This window comes from Micromonospora sp. NPDC004540, assembly GCF_040610095.1.
Lineage (GTDB): Bacteria > Actinomycetota > Actinomycetes > Mycobacteriales > Micromonosporaceae > Micromonospora.
The window spans coordinates 19,760-39,855 of sequence record NZ_JBEXLR010000054.1 but is presented as its reverse complement, the minus strand read 5'-3'; the positions used below and the strand labels follow the sequence as shown (position 1 = coordinate 39,855).

Annotated in this window: 16 protein-coding genes; 9 read left to right on the top strand and 7 right to left on the bottom strand. The window is 71.7% G+C overall.

What is annotated here, in order from left to right; translation table 11 throughout:
- Positions 1 to 114: 114 nt before the first annotated feature.
- Genes ABZV78_RS18990 through mmsA form a run of 3 tightly spaced genes read right to left on the bottom strand, consistent with a single transcriptional unit; the run spans position 115 to position 4,119 of the window.
- Positions 115 to 1,221: a sugar-binding protein gene (locus ABZV78_RS18990; protein WP_355640209.1), complete on the bottom strand. Its 1,107-nt coding sequence runs from the start codon at positions 1,219 to 1,221 to the stop codon at positions 115 to 117.
- Between the two features lie 55 nt (positions 1,222 to 1,276).
- Entirely contained in the window at positions 1,277 to 2,575 is a 1,299-nt protein-coding gene (mmsB, locus tag ABZV78_RS18985; protein ID WP_355640207.1) for a multiple monosaccharide ABC transporter permease, read from the bottom strand.
- A complete protein-coding gene (mmsA, locus tag ABZV78_RS18980; protein ID WP_355640205.1) occupies positions 2,572 to 4,119 on the bottom strand; it encodes a multiple monosaccharide ABC transporter ATP-binding protein in 1,548 nt (515 codons plus the stop codon). Before mmsA ends, mmsB begins: the two co-directional genes overlap by 4 nt.
- A 336-nt stretch (positions 4,120 to 4,455) precedes the next feature.
- Between mmsA and ABZV78_RS18975 the strand changes: the two genes are divergently transcribed.
- The 3 genes from ABZV78_RS18975 to ABZV78_RS18965 all read left to right on the top strand — a co-directional run bounded on the left by ABZV78_RS18975 (position 4,456) and on the right by ABZV78_RS18965 (position 9,585).
- The gene (locus ABZV78_RS18975) at positions 4,456 to 5,493 is read left to right on the top strand and encodes a LacI family DNA-binding transcriptional regulator (protein WP_355640203.1); all 1,038 of its coding nucleotides are present in this window, start codon (positions 4,456 to 4,458) and stop codon (positions 5,491 to 5,493) included.
- 107 nt (positions 5,494 to 5,600) lie between these two features.
- Positions 5,601 to 8,744, top strand: coding sequence for a GH92 family glycosyl hydrolase (locus ABZV78_RS18970; protein ID WP_355640201.1), 3,144 nt, complete (start codon positions 5,601 to 5,603; stop codon positions 8,742 to 8,744).
- 97 nt (positions 8,745 to 8,841) lie between these two features.
- The gene (locus ABZV78_RS18965) at positions 8,842 to 9,585 is read left to right on the top strand and encodes an N-acetyltransferase (RefSeq protein WP_355640199.1); all 744 of its coding nucleotides are present in this window, start codon (positions 8,842 to 8,844) and stop codon (positions 9,583 to 9,585) included.
- Between the two features lie 10 nt (positions 9,586 to 9,595).
- Here the strand turns inward: ABZV78_RS18965 and ABZV78_RS18960 are convergent, their stop codons facing one another.
- A complete protein-coding gene (locus ABZV78_RS18960; RefSeq protein ID WP_355640197.1) occupies positions 9,596 to 9,901 on the bottom strand; it encodes a DUF1330 domain-containing protein in 306 nt (101 codons plus the stop codon).
- Positions 9,902 to 10,288: 387 nt separating this feature from the next.
- On the opposite strand from ABZV78_RS18960, the gene ABZV78_RS18955 reads away from it, so the two are divergent.
- Both ABZV78_RS18955 and ABZV78_RS18950 read left to right on the top strand, forming a co-directional pair.
- Positions 10,289 to 11,275 (top strand): hypothetical protein, encoded by a 987-nt coding sequence (locus ABZV78_RS18955; RefSeq protein ID WP_355640195.1) that lies wholly within the window; start codon positions 10,289 to 10,291, stop codon positions 11,273 to 11,275.
- A gap of 45 nt (positions 11,276 to 11,320) precedes the next feature.
- Positions 11,321 to 11,644, top strand: coding sequence for a putative quinol monooxygenase (locus ABZV78_RS18950; protein ID WP_355640193.1), 324 nt, complete (start codon positions 11,321 to 11,323; stop codon positions 11,642 to 11,644).
- Between the two features lie 15 nt (positions 11,645 to 11,659).
- Here the strand turns inward: ABZV78_RS18950 and ABZV78_RS18945 are convergent, their stop codons facing one another.
- Positions 11,660 to 13,294, bottom strand: coding sequence for an MFS transporter (locus ABZV78_RS18945; protein WP_355640191.1), 1,635 nt, complete (start codon positions 13,292 to 13,294; stop codon positions 11,660 to 11,662).
- A 216-nt stretch (positions 13,295 to 13,510) separates the two neighbouring features.
- Here ABZV78_RS18945 and ABZV78_RS18940 point away from each other — a divergent pair, with 216 nt between their 5' ends.
- The 4 genes from ABZV78_RS18940 to ABZV78_RS18925 all read left to right on the top strand — a co-directional run bounded on the left by ABZV78_RS18940 (position 13,511) and on the right by ABZV78_RS18925 (position 17,774).
- Positions 13,511 to 14,491, top strand: coding sequence for an SRPBCC family protein (locus tag ABZV78_RS18940; RefSeq protein ID WP_355640189.1), 981 nt, complete (start codon positions 13,511 to 13,513; stop codon positions 14,489 to 14,491).
- Between the two features lie 10 nt (positions 14,492 to 14,501).
- Positions 14,502 to 15,677, top strand: a complete 1,176-nt coding sequence (locus ABZV78_RS18935; RefSeq protein ID WP_355640187.1) for a zinc-dependent alcohol dehydrogenase — start codon at positions 14,502 to 14,504, stop codon at positions 15,675 to 15,677.
- Positions 15,678 to 16,000: 323 nt separating this feature from the next.
- Positions 16,001 to 17,407 (top strand): endo-1,4-beta-xylanase, encoded by a 1,407-nt coding sequence (locus ABZV78_RS18930; RefSeq protein WP_355640186.1) that lies wholly within the window; start codon positions 16,001 to 16,003, stop codon positions 17,405 to 17,407.
- 157 nt (positions 17,408 to 17,564) lie between these two features.
- Positions 17,565 to 17,774, top strand: coding sequence for a hypothetical protein (locus ABZV78_RS18925; protein WP_355640184.1), 210 nt, complete (start codon positions 17,565 to 17,567; stop codon positions 17,772 to 17,774).
- Between the two features lie 43 nt (positions 17,775 to 17,817).
- On the opposite strand, the gene ABZV78_RS18920 is transcribed toward ABZV78_RS18925, so the two are convergent.
- Together ABZV78_RS18920 and ABZV78_RS18915 are read right to left on the bottom strand one after the other, a co-directional pair.
- Positions 17,818 to 19,392, bottom strand: coding sequence for a Na+/H+ antiporter (locus tag ABZV78_RS18920; protein WP_355640182.1), 1,575 nt, complete (start codon positions 19,390 to 19,392; stop codon positions 17,818 to 17,820).
- Positions 19,393 to 19,468: 76 nt separating this feature from the next.
- Positions 19,469 to 20,089: an L-threonylcarbamoyladenylate synthase gene (locus ABZV78_RS18915; protein ID WP_355640180.1), complete on the bottom strand. Its 621-nt coding sequence runs from the start codon at positions 20,087 to 20,089 to the stop codon at positions 19,469 to 19,471.
- Between the last annotated feature and the right edge of the window lie 7 nt (positions 20,090 to 20,096).

The following is a 20,096-nucleotide window of genomic DNA, read 5'->3' as shown; positions in this document are numbered from 1 at the left end:
CTCGCCCACCGCGGAGCGACGGATGCCCTCGCCGACCTGCGCGACGCGCCGCGGTCTCACGACACGACGAAGGGCCCCGGAGCGAACTCCGGGGCCCTTCGTGGTGCGCGGGGATTACTTGGTGAGCGGGGAGAGCTTCGGGTCGTTGGCGTACGCCTCGGCCGCGTTGGCCTTGGTGACGGCCACCGGCGGAAGCAGGTAGGTGTCCACGACCTTGACGCCGTTGTTGTACGACTTGGTGTCGTTCACCTCGGGGGTGTTACCGGCCTGCAGGGCCTTCACCATCTCGATGGTCTGCTTGACCAGGTTCCGGGTGTCCTTGTTGATCGTCATGTACTGCTCGCCAGCCATGATCGACTTGACCGACTCGACCTCGGAGTCCTGGCCGGTGACGACCGGGATCTGCTTGCCGGCGCCCTTGATCGAGGTGATGATCGCGCGGGCCAGGGTGTCGTTCGGGGAGAGGACGCCGTCCAGCTCCTTGTTGCCGTAGGTCGAGGTCAGCAGCTGGTCCATGCGGGCCTGCGCACCCTCGGCCTTCCAGCCCTGGATGGCGGTCTGCTTGACGTCGGTCTGCTTCGAGGCGACGACCACGTTGCCCTTGTCGATCTCCGGCTTGAGCACGTCCATGGCGCCGTTGAAGAAGACACCGGCGTTGTTGTCGTCCGGCGAGCCGGAGAACAGCTCGATGTTGTACGGGCCGTTCGGCTTCTTGGCCTTCATGCCGTCCAGCAGGGCCTGGCCCTGGAGCTGGCCGACCTTGAAGTTGTCGAACGCGACGTAGTAGTCGAGGTCCGGGGTGTTGGTGATCAGGCGGTCGTACGCGATGACCTTCGCGCCGGCGGCGTGCGCCGCGGCGACCTGGGTCGACAGCTGCGCGGCGTCGGTCGCGCCGATGACGATGACCTTCGCGCCCTTGGTCACCATGGCGGTGATCTGGGCCTGCTGGTCGGCGACGGTGGTCGACGCGCCGGCGTACTGCACGTCGCTCTTGAAGCCGGCCTCCTTGAGGCCGTTGGTGAACAGGTCACCGGCGAGGACCCAGTTCTCCGAGGTCTTCGACGGCAGGGCGACGCCGATCAGGGAGTCGGCCGCGAAGCCCTTGGTGTCGCCCTTCGAGCCGCCGGTGTCGCCGTCGCGGCCGGAGCCGCAGGCGGTGGCGGTCAGGGCCAGCGCCGCGATGGCGCCGATGGCCATCGATTTGCCGATCAGTTTACGCATGGCTGGATGGTGCCCTTCTGGAGTGGTGATACGGGGTGTGAGGCGGGGTGGAACGTCAGCTCGGCACGGCCGTGCGGGCGGTTTCCCGGTCCGCGCCGGGCGGCGCCGTGGGCGGGGCGGGAGTGTCGCGGCGGAACGAGCGGGTGAGGCTCCCGATGATGGAGAAGCGACCCTGCTTCTTGTTGTAGACGTCGACCGCGACGGCCAGCAGCAGCACCAGGCCCTTGATGATCTGGACCTTGTCGGTACCCACGCCCTGGAGCTGGAGACCGTTGTTGAGCACCGCCATCACCAGACCGCCGACAATCGAGCCGCTGATGGTGCCGATGCCGCCGGCGACGGCCGCGCCACCGATGAAGACCGCGGCGATCGCGTCCAGCTCCCAGCCGTTGCCGTCCTGCGGCCCGGAGGCCGCCGAGCGGGCCACGAAGATCATGCCTGCCAGGGAGGCCAGGATGGCCATGTTCATCATGACGAAGAAGTTGACCCGCTTGAGCTTCACACCGGAGAGCTCCGCGGCCCGAGAGTTGCCACCGACGGCGTAGATGTGCCGGCCGCCGGCGGTGTTCCGGGTGTAGAAGGAGTAGGCCAGCACCAGCGCCACCAGGATGATGCCGGAGACCGGGAAGCTCGTGCCGACCCGGCCGCTGGCGAACCGCAGCGACGCGAAGACGATCACGCCGACCATGACGGCCATCCGGAGCACCGAGATCCACATCGGGGCCGGTTCGGCGTCCATCTCGCGCCGGGTCTTGCGGGCCTGGAACTCCCGCCACACCACCGCCACGCACGCGGCGAGGCCGAGCAGCAGCGTCAGGTTGTTGTAGCCGGTGTCCGGGCCGACCTCGGGCAGGAAGCCCGAGCCGATCACCCGGAAGCCCTCCGGCACCGAGATCGTGTTCGCGTTGCCGATGAACTGGTTGCCGCCTCGGAAGAGCAGCATGCCGGCCAGGGTGACGATGAACGCCGGCACCCCGACGTAGGCGACCCAGAAGCCCTGCCAGGCGCCGATGATCGCGCCGATCACCAGGCCGAACAGGATGGCGACCGGCCAGGGCAGCGACCACTCCGCCATCGACTTGGCCACCAGGATGCCGGTGAACGCGGCAATCGAGCCGACCGAGAGGTCGATGTGCCCGGCGACGATCACCATGAGCATGCCGATGGCCAGGATGAGGATGTAGGAGTTCTGGTTGAACAGCGCGATCAGGTTGTCCGATCGCAGGGTCAGGCCGTTGGTCCAGATCTGGAAGATCAGGACGATCAGCACCAGCGTGAAGATCATCCCGAACTGGCGGGCGTTGGACGTGGTCCCTCCGAAGAGGTTCTTCTGCAGGTCCTTGATTCGGCTCATCGTGTCTGCATCTTCTTCGTCGAGGTCATCTGCTTCATGAGGGTTTCCGGGTCCGCGTCCTGCCGGGCGATCTCGCCGGTGATGGTGCCTTCGAACACGGTGTAGATGCGGTCGCACAGCCCGATCAGCTCGGGGAGCTCCGAGGAGATGACGACGACGCCCTTCCCCTGGTCGGCGAGCCGCTGGATGATGCCGTAGATCTCGTACTTGGCGCCCACGTCGATGCCGCGGGTCGGCTCGTCGAGGATCAGGAGGTCCGGGTCCGTGAACATCCACTTCGCCAGGACGACCTTCTGCTGGTTGCCGCCCGACAGCTTGGAGACGCCCTCGTCGACCGTCGGCGCCTTGGTGCGCAGCTCCCGGCGGTAGGACTCGGCCGCCTTGTACTCCTCGACCTCGTCCAGGACGCCGTGGTGCGAGATCTTCGACAGCTTGGCGGCGACCGTGGAGGTCTTGATGTCGTCGAGCAGGTTCAGGCCGATCGCCTTGCGGTCCTCGCTGACGTAGGCGAGCCCGTGGGCGATCGCGTCCGCCACCGACTTCAGCACGATCTCCTTGCCGTCCTTGATGATCGTGCCCGACTCGTACACGCCGTAGGAGCGGCCGAAGACGCTCATGGCCAGCTCGGTGCGGCCGGCGCCCATCAGGCCGGCGAAGCCGACGATCTCGCCGCGCCGTACGGTGAAGCTCTCGTTCTTGCACACCTGCCGCTCGGCGGAGATCGGGTGCCGGACGTTCCAGTTCCGGACCTCGAAGAAGACCTCGCCGATCTTCGGGGTGTGGTCCGGGAAGCGGCTGCTCAGCTCGCGACCGACCATGCCGCGCACGATCCGGTCCTCGTCGACGCCGTCCGCCTTGACGTTCAGCGTCTCGACGGTCCGGCCGTCGCGCAGGATGGTGATCTGGTCGGCGATCGCCTCGATCTCGTTCAGCTTGTGCGAGATCATGATCGAGGTGATGCCCCGCGAGCGGAAACCGCGCAGCAGGTCCAGCAGGTGCTGGGAGTCGGCCTCGTTGAGCGCGGCGGTCGGCTCGTCCAGGATGAGCAGCTTGACGTCCTTGGCGAACGCCTTGGCGATCTCCACGAGCTGCTGCTTGCCGACGCCGATGTCCTTGACCAGGGTGTCCGGATCTTCCCGCAGGCCGACCCGGGCCATCAGGTCCAGCGCCATCCGGTTCGCGGCCTTCCAGTCGATCGCCCCCCGCTTGCGGGGCTCGTTGCCGAGGAAGATGTTCTCGGCGATCGACATGCCCGGGATGAGCGCGAGCTCCTGGTGGATGATCACGATCCCGGCGTTCTCGCTCGCCCGGATGTCGGAGAAGCGGGTCTCGGCGCCCTGGTAGACGATCTGGCCGTCGTAGCTGCCGTACGGGTAGACGCCGCTGAGCACCTTCATGAGCGTCGACTTGCCGGCGCCGTTCTCGCCGACGATCGCGTGGATCTCGCCGGCGCGGACCACCAGGTTGACGTCGGCCAGGGCCTTGACGCCGGGGAACTCCTTGGTGATGGAGCGCATCTCCAGGAGGACGGGCAGATCGCTCATCGCTCCCACCACCTTGCCAACGTCATGGCCGCCTCCGCGGGTTATGACCTTCGCTCACTTTTCGTTGTCGTGGGCAACCCAATCTCGTCAGCAGCCCTTCCGCAAGTGCTCAAGTCACTCTTTTTCGTAACAGGTCGGTAATATCGACCCATCACGCTGAGTGACCTTTGCGACGCTCCCGCGGCTTGCCGAGAAGCGCCGAGGGGGTGCTACCGAGCAGCCCATGACATCGTTGACGCGCATCGTACAGCGCGATCCCCCGAAGCGCCCTCGGGCCCGGTCCTGCCCTGGTGAGGCCGCGCGGCCGGCCGACGAACGGGTGTCATAATTTCCGCCATGACCGCTGACCGGAAGGCTGGTCGACCGAGCCTGGCTCAGGTCGCGGCGCTGTCCGGCGTCTCGGTCAAGACGGCCTCCCGGGCCCTCGGAGGCGAGCCCCGGGTGGCCCCGGAGACCCGGTCGCGGGTGCGCGACGCCGCCGACCAGCTCGGCTACCGGCTCAACGGGGTGGCCCGCGAGCTGCGTCGGGGCGCGAGCACCTCGACGCTGGTCGGGCTGCTCATCGGCGACCTGGCGAACCCGTTCTACTCCCGGCTGGCCGGGGGGCTGGAGCGCGAGCTGCGCATGCGGGGCCTGCAGCTGATCACCGCCAGCACCGACGAGGACCCGGAGTGGGAGCGGCGGCTCGCCGACGCGCTGCTGGAGCGGCGGGTCCGGGGGCTGGTGATCGCCTCGACCGCGGTCGAGCACGCCCACTTCGCGGCCGAACACCGCCACGGCATCCCGTTCGTGTTCGTGGACCGGCCGCCGGTCGCGCTGGCCGCGGACACCGTGCTGCTGGACAACCACCACGGCGCGCTGCAGGCCGGAGCGCACCTGTGCGCGGTCGGCCACCGGCGGATCGGAGTGGTGGGCGACCTCTCCCGCCTCAGCACCCACCGTGACCGGCTGGACGGCTTCGCCGAGGCCATGCGGGTGGCCGGCGTGGTCAACTGGGCGGACTACCTGGTGGAGAACGCGCACGACGTCGCCACCGCCGAACGGGCCGTGCTCGGGCTGCTGGGCCGCACGCCCGCCCCGACCGCCCTGTTCACCATGAACAACCGGATCACCCTGGGCGCCCTGCGGGCCCTACGGGGCCACCCCGCGCCGCCCGCGCTGGTCGGCTTCGACGAGGTGGATCTCGGCGACGTCCTGGGCGTGAGCGTCGTGGCGCACGACCCCGAGGACATGGGCCGGCAGGCGGCCCGACTGCTGCTCGACCGGATCGACGGCCATCGCGAGCCGGCCCGGCAGGTGGTCATCCCGACGCGGCTGCTGGCCCGCGGATCCGGCGAACGGCCGCCGACCTCGGCGGGGACGGCCGACTCCTAATCCCCCCATTGACACGCACCTCTTCGGGGCTCTACACAGGACCTTGACACCTGTCGATGACAACGATGTCACGGAGTGTCGTCCGCGCCTCGAAGGAGGACCGCCTCATGCTCCGATCAGGCCCGTCCCGTCTGCTCACCCTGGCGGCCACCGCCGTCACCGCCGCCTCCGCACTCGTCGCGGTCGCCGCGCCCGCCGCAGCGGCGCCGCTCAACCTCACCCCGTACGTGAATCCGTTCATCGGCACCGACGACAGCAACGCGCCGAACCCCGTCGGCGGCGGCGCCGGCGGCAGCACCGTCCCCGGCCCGGTGCAGCCCTTCGGCATGGTGCAGCTGAGCCCGGACACCCCCACCGCCTCGCCGTCCGGCTACCGCTTCAGCGACACTCAGATCGAGGAGTTCAGCCTCACGCACTTCAACGGCGCCGGCTGCGCCAACAACGAGGACCTCGGGATCCTGCCCGTCACCGGCGCGCTCGGCGCCTCGCCCGGAACCTCGTGGACCTCCTACCGCGCCACCCAGGACAAGGCCCAGGAACAGGCCCGCCCCGGCTTCTACCGGGCCGTGCTCAGCAACTACGGCAACACCCGGGTCGAGGCGTCGGCCACCCGACGCAGCGCCATCCTGCGGCTGACCTATCCCGCGACCAGCGCCGCCCGGGTCCTCGTCAACACCAGCCGCAGCGCCACCGGCAGCCGCGCCGGCTCGATCCAGATCAGCGGCTCCACCGTGACCGGCAGCGTCACCGGGGGCGGCTTCTGCGGCAACAGCAAGACCTACCAGATCTTCTACCGCATGGAGTTCGACCGCGCCCCGAGCGGCGTCGGCACCTGGCTCGGCGGCACCCTCACGGCCGGCTCCACGAGCGCCAGCGGCACCAACTCCGGCGGCTACCTGACCTTCGACACCGCCGCCAACCCGGTGGTGCAGGTCAAGGTCGGCATCTCCTTCGTGAGCCAGGCCGGCGCGCAGGCCAACCTGGCCGCCGAGCAGTCGGGCTTCGCCTTCGACGCGGTCCGCGCGAACGCCGACGCCGAGTGGAACGGGATCCTCAACCGCGTCCAGGTGACCGGTGGCTCCGCCGCCGACCTGCAGAAGTTCTACACCGCGCTGTACCGCGTGTTCATCAACCCCAACCTGGCCAACGACGTCGACGGGCGGTACCGCGGCTTCGACAACGCCATCCACACGGCCGGCCACCCGGTCTACCAGAACTACTCCGGCTGGGACATCTACCGCTCGTGGGCGGCGCTGATCGCCTTCCTCGCGCCCGCCGAGGCGACCGACATCGCCCGGTCCATGGTGCTCGACGGCCAGCAGGGCGGCCTGCTGCCGAAGTGGTCGCACAACACCAACGAGGCGTTCGTCATGACCGGTGACCCCGGCCCCATCGTCGTCGACAGCATGTACCAGTTCGGCGTGCGGGACTTCGACACCGCCGCGGCGCTGGCCCTGATGAAGAAGAGCTCCGCGGGCGGCACCACCCAGGGCAGCCCGATCCGCGGCCGGCAGAGCGGCTACGTCCAACGCCACTACATCGACGGCGATCCGTCCGACTCGCTGGAGTACTCGGCCAGCGACTTCGCGGTCGCCCAGTTCGCCCGGGCGCTGGGCGACACCGCCACGTACGACACCCACATGGCGCGGGCGCAGTGGTGGCGCAACACGTTCAACACCGAATCGGGCTACGTCCACCCGCGCAACGCCGACGGCACCTGGCCGTGGCCGCTCGACCCGGCCAGCCAGTCGAACTACGTCGAGGGCAACGCCTCGCAGTACACCTGGATGGTCCCCTACGACCTCGGCGCCCTGATCGACCTCATGGGCGGGCGACAGACCGCCGTGCAGCGGCTCGACCACCACTTCACCCAGACCAACGGCGGCCAGTCGCAGCCCTACTTCTACATCGGCAACGAGCCGGAGCACGGCGTCCCGTGGGCCTACCACTTCGCCGCCGCGCCGGCCGGCACCAGCGCCGCCGTCCGCCGGATCATGAACGAGTCGTTCACCACCGGCCCCGGCGGCCTGCCCGGCAACGACGACCTCGGCGCCACCTCCGCCTGGTACGTCTGGTCCGCCCTCGGCATGTACCCGCCCACCCCGGGCGCCGACACCCTCGCCCTGCACGGCCCGATCTTCCCGTCCATCCTGCTCGACCGGCCGGCCGGTGACGTCCAGATCACCGCCGCCAACGCCGGCCAGGGCAACCAGTACGTGCAGGGCCTGTCGGTCGACGGGGCGGCCACCCGGCGCACCTGGCTGCGCTACGGCGACCTCGCCGACGGCGCCACCCTGGCGTACACGATGGGCGGCGCGCCGTCCGCGTGGGGCACCGACCCCGCCGACGTGCCGCCGTCCTTCACCGACGGGTCCACCCCGCCGGCCGCCGCACCGGAGCTGGGCCCGAACCTGGCCGCCGGCAAGCCGGCCACCGGCTCGGCCGCGTGCAACACCGCCGAAGGTCCCGAGAAGGCGTTCGACGGCCGGCTCGGCAGCGCCAGCAAGTGGTGCTCACTGGCGGCCGGCACGAAGTTCCTCCAGGTCGACCTCGGATCGAGCCGGACCGTCCGCGCCTTCGTCGTCAAGCACGCCGGGCTCGGCGGGGAGAACACCGGCTGGAACACCGGTGACCTCACCATCCAGACCAGCACCGACGGCAGCGCCTGGACGACCCGCGCCACGGCCTCCGGGAACCGCGCGAGCCGCACCTACCACCCCGTCCCGGCCGTGACCGCCCGGTACGTCCGGCTCAGCATCACCACCCCCACCAACAACGGCAACACGGCGGCCCGGATCGGCGAGTTCGAGGTGTACGGCACCAGCGGCTCGGCGAACCTGGCGCTGAACCGGCCCGCCACCGCCGACTCGCAGTGCGCGAGCACGGAGGGGCCCGAGAAGGCCGTCAACGGCAGCACCTCCGGCGGCAACGCCGACAAGTGGTGCTCGGCCGGCGGCAGCAGGTTCCTCCGCATCGACCTGGGCGCCGGCCACCGCATCCAGTCGATCACCGTCCACCACGCGGCGGCCGGCGGCGAGGATCCCGCCTGGAACACCCGGGACTTCGACCTGCAGGTCTCGCCCGACGGGTCGACGTGGACGACGGTCGCCCAGGTCCGGGGCAACACGGCGGGCGTGACCAACCATCCGACGTCCGTGGACGGCCGGTACGTGCAGGTCCGGGTCCTCACTCCCACGCAGACCACCGACGTGGCCGCCCGCCTGTACGAGGTCGAGGTCTTCGGCACCTGACGACGCTCCCGCGGCGGACAGCGGCCGGAGGGCACCGGCCGCTGTCCGGCGGAAAAGGGTGTGCGGGTCGAGCGGAGACCCCTCTACCCTGCCCGACGTGACCCTGGACATCGTGAGCCTGGCGGATCGCCCCGACCTGGCGCCCCTGCTCGACACCGACTTCGACGGCGCGTGGCCGCAGTTCATGCTCTGGGACCCGATGGGCTCGGTGTACTACAGCGTCGCCCACGACCTCTACCCGGAGTTCGTCTTCGCCGCCGTCGACCCGGCCGAGCCGGGCCGCGCCGTTGCCCGGGCGTACGCCGTGCCGCTGCGCTGGACGGAGGACGAACTGCCCGACGGCGGCTGGGACCGGGTGATCCAGCGGGCCACCGTCAACCGGCTCACCGGCGCCACCCCGAACCTGGTCTCCGCGCTGGAGATCTGCGTGCGGCCGGACCGGCGCGGCGGCGGGGTGTCCGGGCTGATGCTCGCGGCGATGCGCAAGGCGGTCGCGCGGCATGGCTTCGACACGCTGGTCGCCCCGGTGCGCCCGAACGGCAAGGCCGCCCTCCCCGACCTGCCGATGACCGACTACGCGGCTCGGGTCCGCCCCGACGGCCTGCCGGTCGACCCGTGGCTGCGGGTGCACGTCCGGGCCGGCGGGGTGATCGAGCGGGTCGCGCCCCGGTCGATGACGATCACCGGCACCCTCGCCGACTGGCGACGGTGGACCGGGCTGCCGTTCGACGCCAGCGGGCCGGTGCGGGTGCCGGGCGCGCTGGCGCCGGTGCTGGTCGACGTGACGCACGACCACGCCGCCTACGTCGAGCCCAACGTCTGGGTGCGGCACCGGCTCTAGCGGCGGCCGGTCAGGCCGGCCAGGCGTGACCGATCCCGTCGAGCAGGAGGACCACCCCGTCGGTGGCCGCCTCCCGGTCCCGGGAGATCTCCCGGTATTCCGGCGAGGTGGACCAGCGCTCGAAGTCCTCCCGGTTGTCGAAGGACATGAGCACGGCCTTCTCGTGCGGCCAGTTTCCCTCGACCACCCGCGGGGACTCGTCGGCCGAGAGCAGCCGGCCGCCGTGGCGTGCCAGGACCGGCAGGAAGGCGGCGACGTACCGGTCGTAACGCTGCCGGTCGTGGATGGTGATCTGCGCGAGGGCGTAGACGGTCACCGGCCCAGGTTACCGACCGTGACCGGCCCCCGGCGTCCCCCGGCCCGGCAGCGGAGGGCGGCCTACCGGCCGACCGTGCGGACGGTGAAGTTCCGGAACGAGCCGATCGCGCCCTGGCCGAAGGCCCGCTCGAACCATCGTCCGAGTTGGATGCCGGAGGGACATCCACCGCTCGGCGCGGCGCTCCGGCCCGGACGGCGGGCCGCCCCACCGGGCGGCGCGGGCGGGCGACGCCGGGTTCGGCCACCGTGGACCGTCGGCTCGGGGACCCCTGCGGCACGGGAGCTGTCAACTACCCGAACCGCCCTGGCCACAATGCCTTTGACCTCCGGATACTGGACACAGAGGGCAGCGCGGGCATGTCGCGCCGGTTGGGGGGCAGTCACCATGATCGACCAGGAGACCCAGCCCGAGGGCACCCCCGGCACCCCCGCCCCGGCGGCGCCCGTCGGCAGCGGCGGGGGCGTCGGGAGCGGCGGGTCCACCGTGCCGGCCGCGGTCTGGCAGGTGCGGGTGCGTACCAAGCTCGACGACCTGCACCAGCAGCTGAACGGTCTGGAGAGCCGGGCCGGCGCGAATCCCGCCCGGCTCGCCGCGCTGCGCACCCAACTCTCCGGCGTGGAGTCCGTGCTGGGCCGCAGCGGGGTGGTCGGGTGGCTGCGCGGCGGCAACCTGGAGTACGCCTGGCAGACCATCCACTCGGTGGAACGGGCCATGGTGGAGCTGCGGACGCCGCAGGAGCTGCTCGGCCTGCTGCCGGCGTACCAGGGCGCGGCCGCGCAGTTCCTGAAGGCCGACGACACGGTGCTGACCGCCTTCGACGCGTCGACCGACGTCGCGGCGCCGGCGCTGTTCCAGGCCAAGGTGCGGGCGCTGCTGCTGCAGTACCACGCGGCGTCGGACGAGTTCCACGAGTCGGTGCGCCGGCTGCGCAACCGGATGCTGGGGCTGTCCGTCTTCGCGCTGGTCGCCGAGGCGCTGATGGTGCTGGTGCAGTGGCGCAGCCGGGACGTGCAGCTGCTCAAGCCGCCGACCGACGCGGCCGGCGTGCCGGCCTGGCGGCTGCTCCTCTTCGTGCTCATCGCCGGGGCGCTCGGGGCGTTCATCAGCGCCCTGCCCTCGATGATCACCTCACGCTCCGGCGGCCTGCCCTACAAGCTGCCCTTCCAGCAGGGCCTGCTGAAGCTGGCGATCGGGCCGCTGGTCGCGGTCGTCGGGATCATGCTGGTGATCGGCGGCCTCGTGGAGACCACGGTGAACAGCACCGCCGCCCTGCTGGGCGTCGCCATCGTCTTCGGCGCCGGGCAGCAGGCGGTCACCGCGTTCGCCGACCGCCGGGCGTCGGAGCTGCTCACCCCGGTCACCAAGAGCTGAGCGGGGCGCTGCCGGCCCGCCGCCGCCCTGGGTAGCCTGAAGCGCATGATCTTCATTACCGCGAAGTTCCGGGTCCGGCCCGAGGACGCCGACCGCTGGCCGCAGATCGCCGCCGAGTTCACCGAGGCCACCCGGGCCGAGCCGGGCTGCCTCTGGTTCGACTGGTCCCGCAGCCTCGACGATCCCACCGAGTACGTGCTGGTCGAGGCGTTCCGTGACGACGAGGCCGGCGCGGCCCACGTGCAGTCGGCGCATTTCCGCGCGGCGCAGCGCACCCTCCCGCCGCACCTGGCCGAGACGCCCCGGATCGTCAACACGACCGTGCCGCAGCAGGACTGGTCCCGGCTCGGCGAGATGGCCGTCGACTGACACCGGGACGACCCGTCAGCACACCTGCTCGCCGGCCGCCTCCGCCCGGCCGACGGCCGCCGGCAGCAGGTGGCGCACGACCGGCACACCGTCGGACAGCTCCCGCGCCCGGTCCTCCGCCCGCCGGTCGGCCTCGGTGAGCCGGCCGCCGTGCTGGCGCAGATGCTCGTCCCAGGAGGGCACCAGGTAGACCTCGCTCAACTGGTCGGGCGTCTCGCCAGCGCGGAAGAGCCCCCACCGCATCGCGCCGGTGCGCTGCCGCGACCCGCGGACGTGGTTCATCGCGTCGAGGAACTCCTCCTCCCGCTCCGGCCGGACCGTGTAGGTGACCGTCACCAGCACCGGTCCCACCCGCGGATCCGGCTGGAGTGCGAGTGCCAGGGGCGGCCGGTAGGCGGTCGGGTCCCGGGTCAACCCACGCAGGTCGGGCAGCGGCCAGACCTGCGACGTCACGGCGCCGACCAGCATCAGGGCGGCCGCCACCAGGAAGGCGGCGACCAGCCCGGTGAGGTCGGCCACCACGCCCCAGAGCAGCGCGCCCACCGCCTGTCCGCCGCCCTGGACCACCTGGTAGACGGCCAGGCCGCGGGCGCGTACCCAGCCGGGGAGGAAGAGCTGGATCTCGGCGTTGACGTTGGAGAGCACGGTCACCCAGGCCAGCCCGGCCGGCAGCAGGGCCACCAGCACCACCGGCACGCTCCGGACCGTGCCCACCAGGATCAGCGTCGCCCCGTACACTGCGCCGGCCAGCAGCAGGAACTGGTTGGGCTTCATCGCATTACGGGTCCATGACAGCAGCAGCCCACCCAGGATGGCGCCCAGCCCCAGGGCGGCCAGCAGCACGCCGTATCCGCCGGAGCCCAGGCCGAGCCGGCGGCTCGCCACGAGCGGCAGCAGCGCCCACAGGGCGCTGGCGGGGATGATGAACACCAGCGCCCTGCGCAGCAGCCGGCGCACCGTCGGCGAGTGCCGCACGTAGCGGCCGCCGGCGCGCAGCGCGGCAGTGAACCGCTCCGGCACCTCGACGGCCCGGGCGCCGCCGGCACGCCACCGGACCAGGGCGAACGCGAAGATCAGGTAGGCCACCGCGTTGAGTCCGAAGACCGGGGCCACGCCCACCCGGGCGATCAGCACACCGGCGGCGGCGGGCCCGACGGCACGGGCCGCGTTGACGCTGATCGCGCCGAGCGCTGACGCCGCCCGGAGCTGCTCGCGGGGCACCAGCTCGGGGATGATCGAGGCCCAGGCCGGCAGGGTCAGCGCCTGCCCGACGCCGAAGGCGAAGGTGAGGGTGAGCAGCAGCGCCGGCGGCATCCGCCCCGCCGCCGTGAGCAGGGTCAGGGCCGCGGCCACCGCCACCAGGAACAGCTGCACGGAGATCAGCAGGTGCCGGCGGTCGAAGGTGTCCGCGAGCGCACCCGAGGGCAGCGCGAGCAGCAGCATCGGCAGCAGGCTGGCGGTCTGCACCAGGGCGACCAGCGTGGAGGCGTTGGACTGGTGCACCAGCAGCCACTGCGCGCCGACCGTCTGCATCCAGGTGCCGATGTTCGCCGCGAGCAGCGCCAGCCACAGGTTGCGGTAGACCGCCGTGCGCAGCGGCGACCAGGCCGAGAACGACTGCTCGGCGGTGGCGTCACTGGCGGCGGTCACCGTCCCATGCCCCTCCCCCGTGTCACCCGCCCCCGGGCGGGCCGGCGCTTCTGTGCCGCCGCCGCGTTCCCGCCGACGCAGGTTCCACACTCCGGCCGACCACCGGGGTGTGCGGCCGGGATTAGCGGGAAAGGCACGCCGGCCTGTCGGGACCCGGCCTCCCACGCGCGACCCGGGAACGGTCACGACACCTTCTCGCATACGGGGTGACGACGGATGACACGGGAAACGACCATGGGGGTCCGCTCGGTGACCGACAACCTCGGCATCCGGCGGGCGACCGGTGACCGGGGTTCGGAGGGACCGGCCCGCCTCCTGGGCTGGTTCAGCCTCGGCCTCGGGGTGACCGCGCTCGCGGCGGGGTCGCGGGTGGCGCGGGCGTTCGGCGTGGACGACTCGCGCCCGGCCCGGACGGTGCTGCGGGCCGCCGGGGTCCGGGAGATCGGCCACGCCGCAGTGCTGCTGGTGCCGCGCCGGGCCGGGCTGGGACCCTGGACCCGGGTGGCGGGTGACGTGCTCGACCTGGCCGCGACCGGGCGGGCCTACCGCAACCGGCGCGGCGACCGGCGCCGGCGGCTCGGCTTGGCCCTCGCCGCGCTGGGTGGGATCACCGCCATCGACCTCTACGTCTCGGTGCGCGCCACCCGCAACCGGCGGCGCCGCCCGGGTGGCTTCGCGCACGGCTCGGTGACGGTCAACCGCACCCCCGAGGAGGCGTACCGCTTCTGGCGCGACGTCGAGAACCTGCCGCGGTTCATGTACCACCTCCAGTCGGTCCGCGGCACCGGCCCGCGGCGCTCCCGCTGGGCCGCGAAGGCACCGGCCGGTCGGACCGTGGAGTGGGAGGCGGAGATCGTCGAGGAGCGGCCCGACCAGCTCATCCGGTGGCGCTCCGTCGACGGCGCGCGGGTGCCCAACGCCGGCACCGTCCGGTTCACCCCGGCCGCCGGTGGCCAGGGCACCGAGGTACGGGTGGAACTGGAGTACGCGGTGCCCGGCCGCCGGGTGGGCACGCTGGTGGCGAAGGCGTTCGGCGAGAACCCGCAGCAGCAGATCTGCGACGACCTGCGGCGGTTCAAGCAGGTCATCGAGACCGGCGAGATCACCCGGTCGGACGGGACGCCCGACGGCACGAGCATCCAGAGCCAGGCGAAACAGCGTCCGGCGCGCCCGCTGGCCACCTACCGGATTGCGTGAGGGAGGCACCGTGAAGGCGAACTGCTGGATGGGACCGAACCGGCTGGCCGTCGAGGAGGTGCCGGACCCGAAGGTGCTCAACCCGCGCGACGCGGTCGTCAAGGTGACCTCGTCGGCGATCTGCGGATCCGACCTGCACCTGATCGACGGGTTCATCCCGGCCATGAAGCGCGGCGACGTGCTGGGTCACGAGTTCATGGGCGAGGTCGTCGAACTGGGCCCCGGCGCCCGGGACGGGCTGCGCGTCGGCGACCGGGTGGTCGTCGCCTTCCCCATCGCCTGCGGGGACTGCGCCTCGTGCCAGCGCGGCCTCTACTCCGTCTGCGAGAACTCCAACCCGAACGCGGCGATCGCGGAGACCGCCATGGGCCACACCCCCGCCGGCATCTTCGGCTACTCGCACCTGCTGGGCGGGTACGCGGGCGGGCAGGCCGAGTACGTCCGGGTGCCCTACGCCGACGTCGGCGCGCTCAAGATCGAGGACGGCCTGCCGGACGAGCAGGTGCTGTTCCTGTCCGACGTGCTGCCCACCGGCTGGATGGCCGCCGAGATGGGCGGCATCACGCCCGGCGACGTGGTGGCGATCTGGGGCGCCGGCCCGGTGGGCCAGTTCGCCACGGTGAGCGCCTTCCTGCTCGGCGCCGAACAGGTGATCGTCATCGACCGGTTCCCGTACCGGCTCGGGATCGCCCGCGACCGGGCCGGTGCGGACACGATCAACTACGAGGAGACCGACGTCCTGGACACGCTGCGCGAGATGACCGCCGGCCGCGGGCCGGACGTCTGCATCGACGCCGTCGGCATGGAGGGGCACCACCCGTCGGCGGCGCTGCACGCGTACGACCGGGCGAAGCAGGCGGTGAAGGCGGAGACCGACCGGCCGCACGCGCTGCGCGAGGCGATCCTGGCCTGCCGCAACGGCGGCACCATCTCGGCCATCGGGGCGTACGGGGGGTTCATCGACAAGTTCCCGATGGGCTCGTTCATGAACCGGTCGCTGACCCTGCGCTCCGGGCAGGCCCATGTGCAGCGCTACATGCGCCCGCTGCTGGAGCGCATCCGCAAGGGCGAGATCGACCCGAGCTTCATCATCACCCACACCATGCGGCTCGACGACGCGCCGCACGGCTTCGACATCTTCAAGAACAAGCAGGACGACTGCCTGAAGGTGGTGCTCAAGCCCTGAAGTTTTCCGACGGGCCGGGCGGGGAGGCTACCCCGCCCGGCCCGGTCACGCCGGGGACCTCCGGAAGTTTCGGACCCTCCGCCGGCGCCGGTTCGGCACGCCACCGGAGCCCCTCTTGAGAGCAAGCACGCCATCGAAGGCGTTAAGTTTTCGGATTGCTTCCGGTAGTCTCGCTCCAGAGATTCGCTTCGATCAAATCACGGTGGCGGGGAGTGCCCTCCCCACCCCGCGCGGCCTCCGGGCGGCCGCGCACGAGCCGACCACCGTGGCGGGCAGTGGTCGGGGCGGCTGTCCACACCGATACGGCTAGGAGAGGCTTTCAGATGGACAAGGTGCTCGCCCGCGGCAGCGGGAGCGCGATGGCCCGGTCGCGCCCGCGGACCGCGGTGGTGTCGATGATGGCCGGCGTCGCGATGATCGCCGCGACGGTGGCGCTGGCGACCAGCGCCAGCGCCGGGACGACCCTCGGCGCCTCGGCGGCCGAGAAGGGCCGCTACTTCGGCACCGCGGTGGCCGCGAACAAGCTGTCGGACGCCACGTACGTCGGCATCCTGAACCGCGAGTTCAACATGGTCACCCCCGAGAACGAGATGAAGTGGGACGCCACCGAGCCGTCCCAGGGCCAGTTCAGCTACACCAACGCCGACCGGATCGTCAGCCACGCGCAGGCCAACGGCATGCGGGTCCGCGGCCACGCCCTGGCCTGGCACTCCCAGCAGCCGGGCTGGGCGCAGAACCTGTCCGGCACCGCACTGCGGCAGGCCATGGTCAACCACATCACCCAGGTCGCCACCCACTACAAGGGCAAGATCTACGCCTGGGACGTGGTGAACGAGGCGTTCGCCGACAGCGGCGGCGGCCGCCGCGACTCCAACCTCCAGCGCACCGGCAACGACTGGATCGAGGTCGCCTTCCGGACCGCCCGCGCCGCCGACCCGGCCGCCAAACTCTGCTACAACGACTACAACACCGACAACTGGACCTGGGAGAAGACCCAGGCCGTGTACAACATGGTCAAGGACTTCAAGGCACGCGGCGTGCCGATCGACTGCGTCGGCCTGCAGTCACACTTCAACAGCGGCTCGCCGTACCCGAGCAACTACCGCACCACCCTGCAGAACTTCGCCGCCCTCGGGGTCGACGTCCAGATCACCGAACTCGACATCGAAGGCTCCGGCACCGCCCAGGCAACCACCTACGGCAACGTCGTCAGGGACTGCCTGGCCGTGTCCCGCTGCACCGGCATCACCGTCTGGGGCATCCGGGACACCGACTCCTGGCGGGCCAGCGGCACCCCGCTGCTCTTCGACGGCAGCGGCAACAAGAAGCCGGCCTACACGGCGGTGCTCGACGCGCTGAACGCCGGGGGCACCACCCCGCCGCCCACCACGACCCCGCCGCCCACCACCAACCCGCCGACCACCCCGCCGCCGTCGGGCAGCGGCTGCACCGCGTCGCTCACCACCAACCAGTGGCAGGGCGGCTTTGTCACCACCGTCCGGGTCACCGCCGGCGCCACCCCGCTCACCGGGTGGGCCGTCGGGCTGACGCTGCCGGCGGGCGCGAGCCTGGTCAACACCTGGAACGCCCAGCCGAGCGGCACCAGCGGCGCGCTGACCTTCCGCAACGTCGGCTACAACGGTCCGGTCGGCGCCGGCGCCAGCACCGAGTTCGGTTTCCAGGGGAACGGCACCGCCCCCTCCGGCACCCCCACCTGCACGGCGGGTTGAGCGATCGGCCCGGCGCGGGTGCCGCCGCGCCGGGCCACCGCCGCCAGCCGTGGTGGACCGTACAGTGGGGAGGGTCCTGGCCCCACTGATCGTGGCAGGCAACGGTTCCGGAGGTTCCGGCTTCCGGTGGCGACCGACCTGCCGCACGCTGTTCGTGGTGCAGAACCGGCTCAACCAGGTCGCCGTGGTCGAACTCGACCGCGCCGGCACCGCCGGCACGCTGACCCGGGTCATCACCGATCCGAACTTCGACGTGCCGACCACCGTGGCGACCGCCCTCGGCCGGCTCTACCTGCCGAACGCCCGCTTCACCACGCCGCCGACGACCACCACGCCGTACTCGGCGGTCGCCGTCGACCCGCGCTGAGCGCCCGTCGGGTGTACCCGCGCCCGGCGGCTGCCCCTGACGCTCAGTCCTCCGGTTCCGGGCCGAGCAGCCGGATCTCCTCGATGTCGATGGCGGCCTGGATCTGCCGCAGCACCGCATCGTCGATCTGGTTGGTGTTGCGCAGCCGGGTGACCTCCTGCCGCTTGCGGTCCAGCACGCCGAGCCGCAGCCGCCGGGCCATCTCGCGCTCCTCGTCGGCCTCGTCGCTGCGCGGGGAGCGGACGTCCGCCAGGTGGTTCTGGTAGTCGGAGCGGAGCCGGTCGACGGTGTCGGACGAGGCGCCGAGGTCGGCGGCGACCTGGGGCAGCGCGTCCAGGGCGGCCTCGGTGGCCCGGATCCGGGCCCAGCGCACCTCGTGCTCCCGTTCCCGGTCCCCGGTCAGGCGGGCCCAGGTGACCACGGCCGGCAGCGTGGTGCCCTGCACCAGCATGATCAACACGATCACCACCACGGTGACGAAGATGATCAGATCGCGTTCGTGCACGGGGGTCCCGGCGTGCGTGGTGACCGGCACGGCCAGCGCGGCGGCGAGCGAGACCGCCCCCCGGAACCCGGCCCAGCCGAGGGCGGTGCGGACCCGGGCGTCGAAGCGGCGCGCACGGCGGGACTCCCGGCGGTCGAGGCCCTGCAACCCGGCCACCGACAGGTGTACCCAGATCATGCGGGTGGCCGTCACCACCAGGACGATCAGCACCGCGATGCCGAACGACTCCAGGGGCGAGTGGCTGGTGATGCTGCGCAGCGACCGGGGCACCTGCATGCCCAGCAGCACGAAGAGACTGCCGTTGATCATGAAGGTGGAGACGTCCCAGAACGCGTACGCCGTGATCCGGGAGCGGGCCCGGATCACCCGGGGCCCCGCGTAGGAGAGCAGCAGGCCGGCCACCACGACCCCGAGCACCCCGCTGGCGTGCACCGCCTCGGCGAGCAGGAAGGCGACGAACGGGGTGAGGATGCTCAGCCCGCCCTCGCGCAGCGGGTCGTCGACATGCTTGCGGATCAGGACGACCACGCCGCCGACGAGCAGGCCCGAGACGATTCCCCCGACCGCCTTGCCGACGAACTGGCCACCCAGTTCCAGCGCGTTGGGCACCGCCCCGCCGGCGATCACCCCGACGGCCACCGCGAAGAGGACCAGCGCCGTGCCGTCGTTGACCAGGCTCTCCGCGCGAAGCGTGGTGAGGATGCCGCGAGGCATCCGCTTGGCCAGGCCGGCCACGGCGGCGGCGTCGGTGGGCGCGAGCACCGCGCCGAGCACCCAGGCGGCGGCCGGCTCGACGCCGAGCGCCTGGGCCGCGTACGCCACCGCGACCATCGTGAGGATCACCAGCGCGACGGCGAGCAGGGCGATCACCACGACGTTGGCCCGAATCTCGCGGAGGCTGATGACCAGGCTCTCCCGGTAGAGGATCGCCGGGAGGAAGAGCAGCAGCACCACCTCGGGCTCGAGGATCACGTTGTCGAACGGCGGCAGCAGGCCGAGCCCCGCCCCCATGGCGATGAGCAGCACGGGCGGCGCGACGCTGTACCGGCCGCCGATGGTGGTGCCGACGAGCACGGTGGCCCCGAGCACCGAGATCAGCACGAGTGCGCTCACGCCGTACCCCCGTCACCGTCCGCCGGATCCCACGGTGACGCACCGCCGGGGCGCGGCGGGGTGGAACGCCCAATCGCTACTCGAAGCGGGACGGGTCGCCGGCGCCGCGGCGCAGGATCTCCGGTTCCGGCCCGGACAGGTCGACCACGGTCGTCGGCTCCAGGCCGCAGTCTCCCGCGTCGACCACGGCGTCGACCAGGTGGTCGAGCCGTTCCTTGATCTCCCAGCCCTGGGTCAGCGGCTCCTCCTCGCCGGGGAGCAGCAGCGTGCTGGAGAGCAGCGGCTCCCCCAGCTCGGCCAGCAGCGCCTGGGTCACCGTGTGCTTCGGTACGCGGACCCCGACGGCCCGCCGCCGCGGGTCCTGGAGGCGACGGGGCACCTCGGGTGTGGCCGGCAGGATGAACGTGTAGCTGCCCGGGATGGCGGCCTTGACCTGACGGAAGAACGCGTTGCTGAGCTTGACGAACTGGCCGAGCTGGGCGAAGTCGGCGCACACCAGGGTGAACGGGTGCCGCTCGTCGAGGCGGCGGATCTCCCGGATCCGCTGGACCCCGGCGCGGTTGCCCAGTTGGCAGCCGAGGGCGTAGCAGGAGTCCGTCGGGTAGGCGATCAGGCCGTCGGCGCGGAGCAGGTCGACGACCTGCCGGAGCACCCGGGGCTGGGGATTGTCCGGGTGCAGGTCGTAGTACCTCGCCACGCCGGTC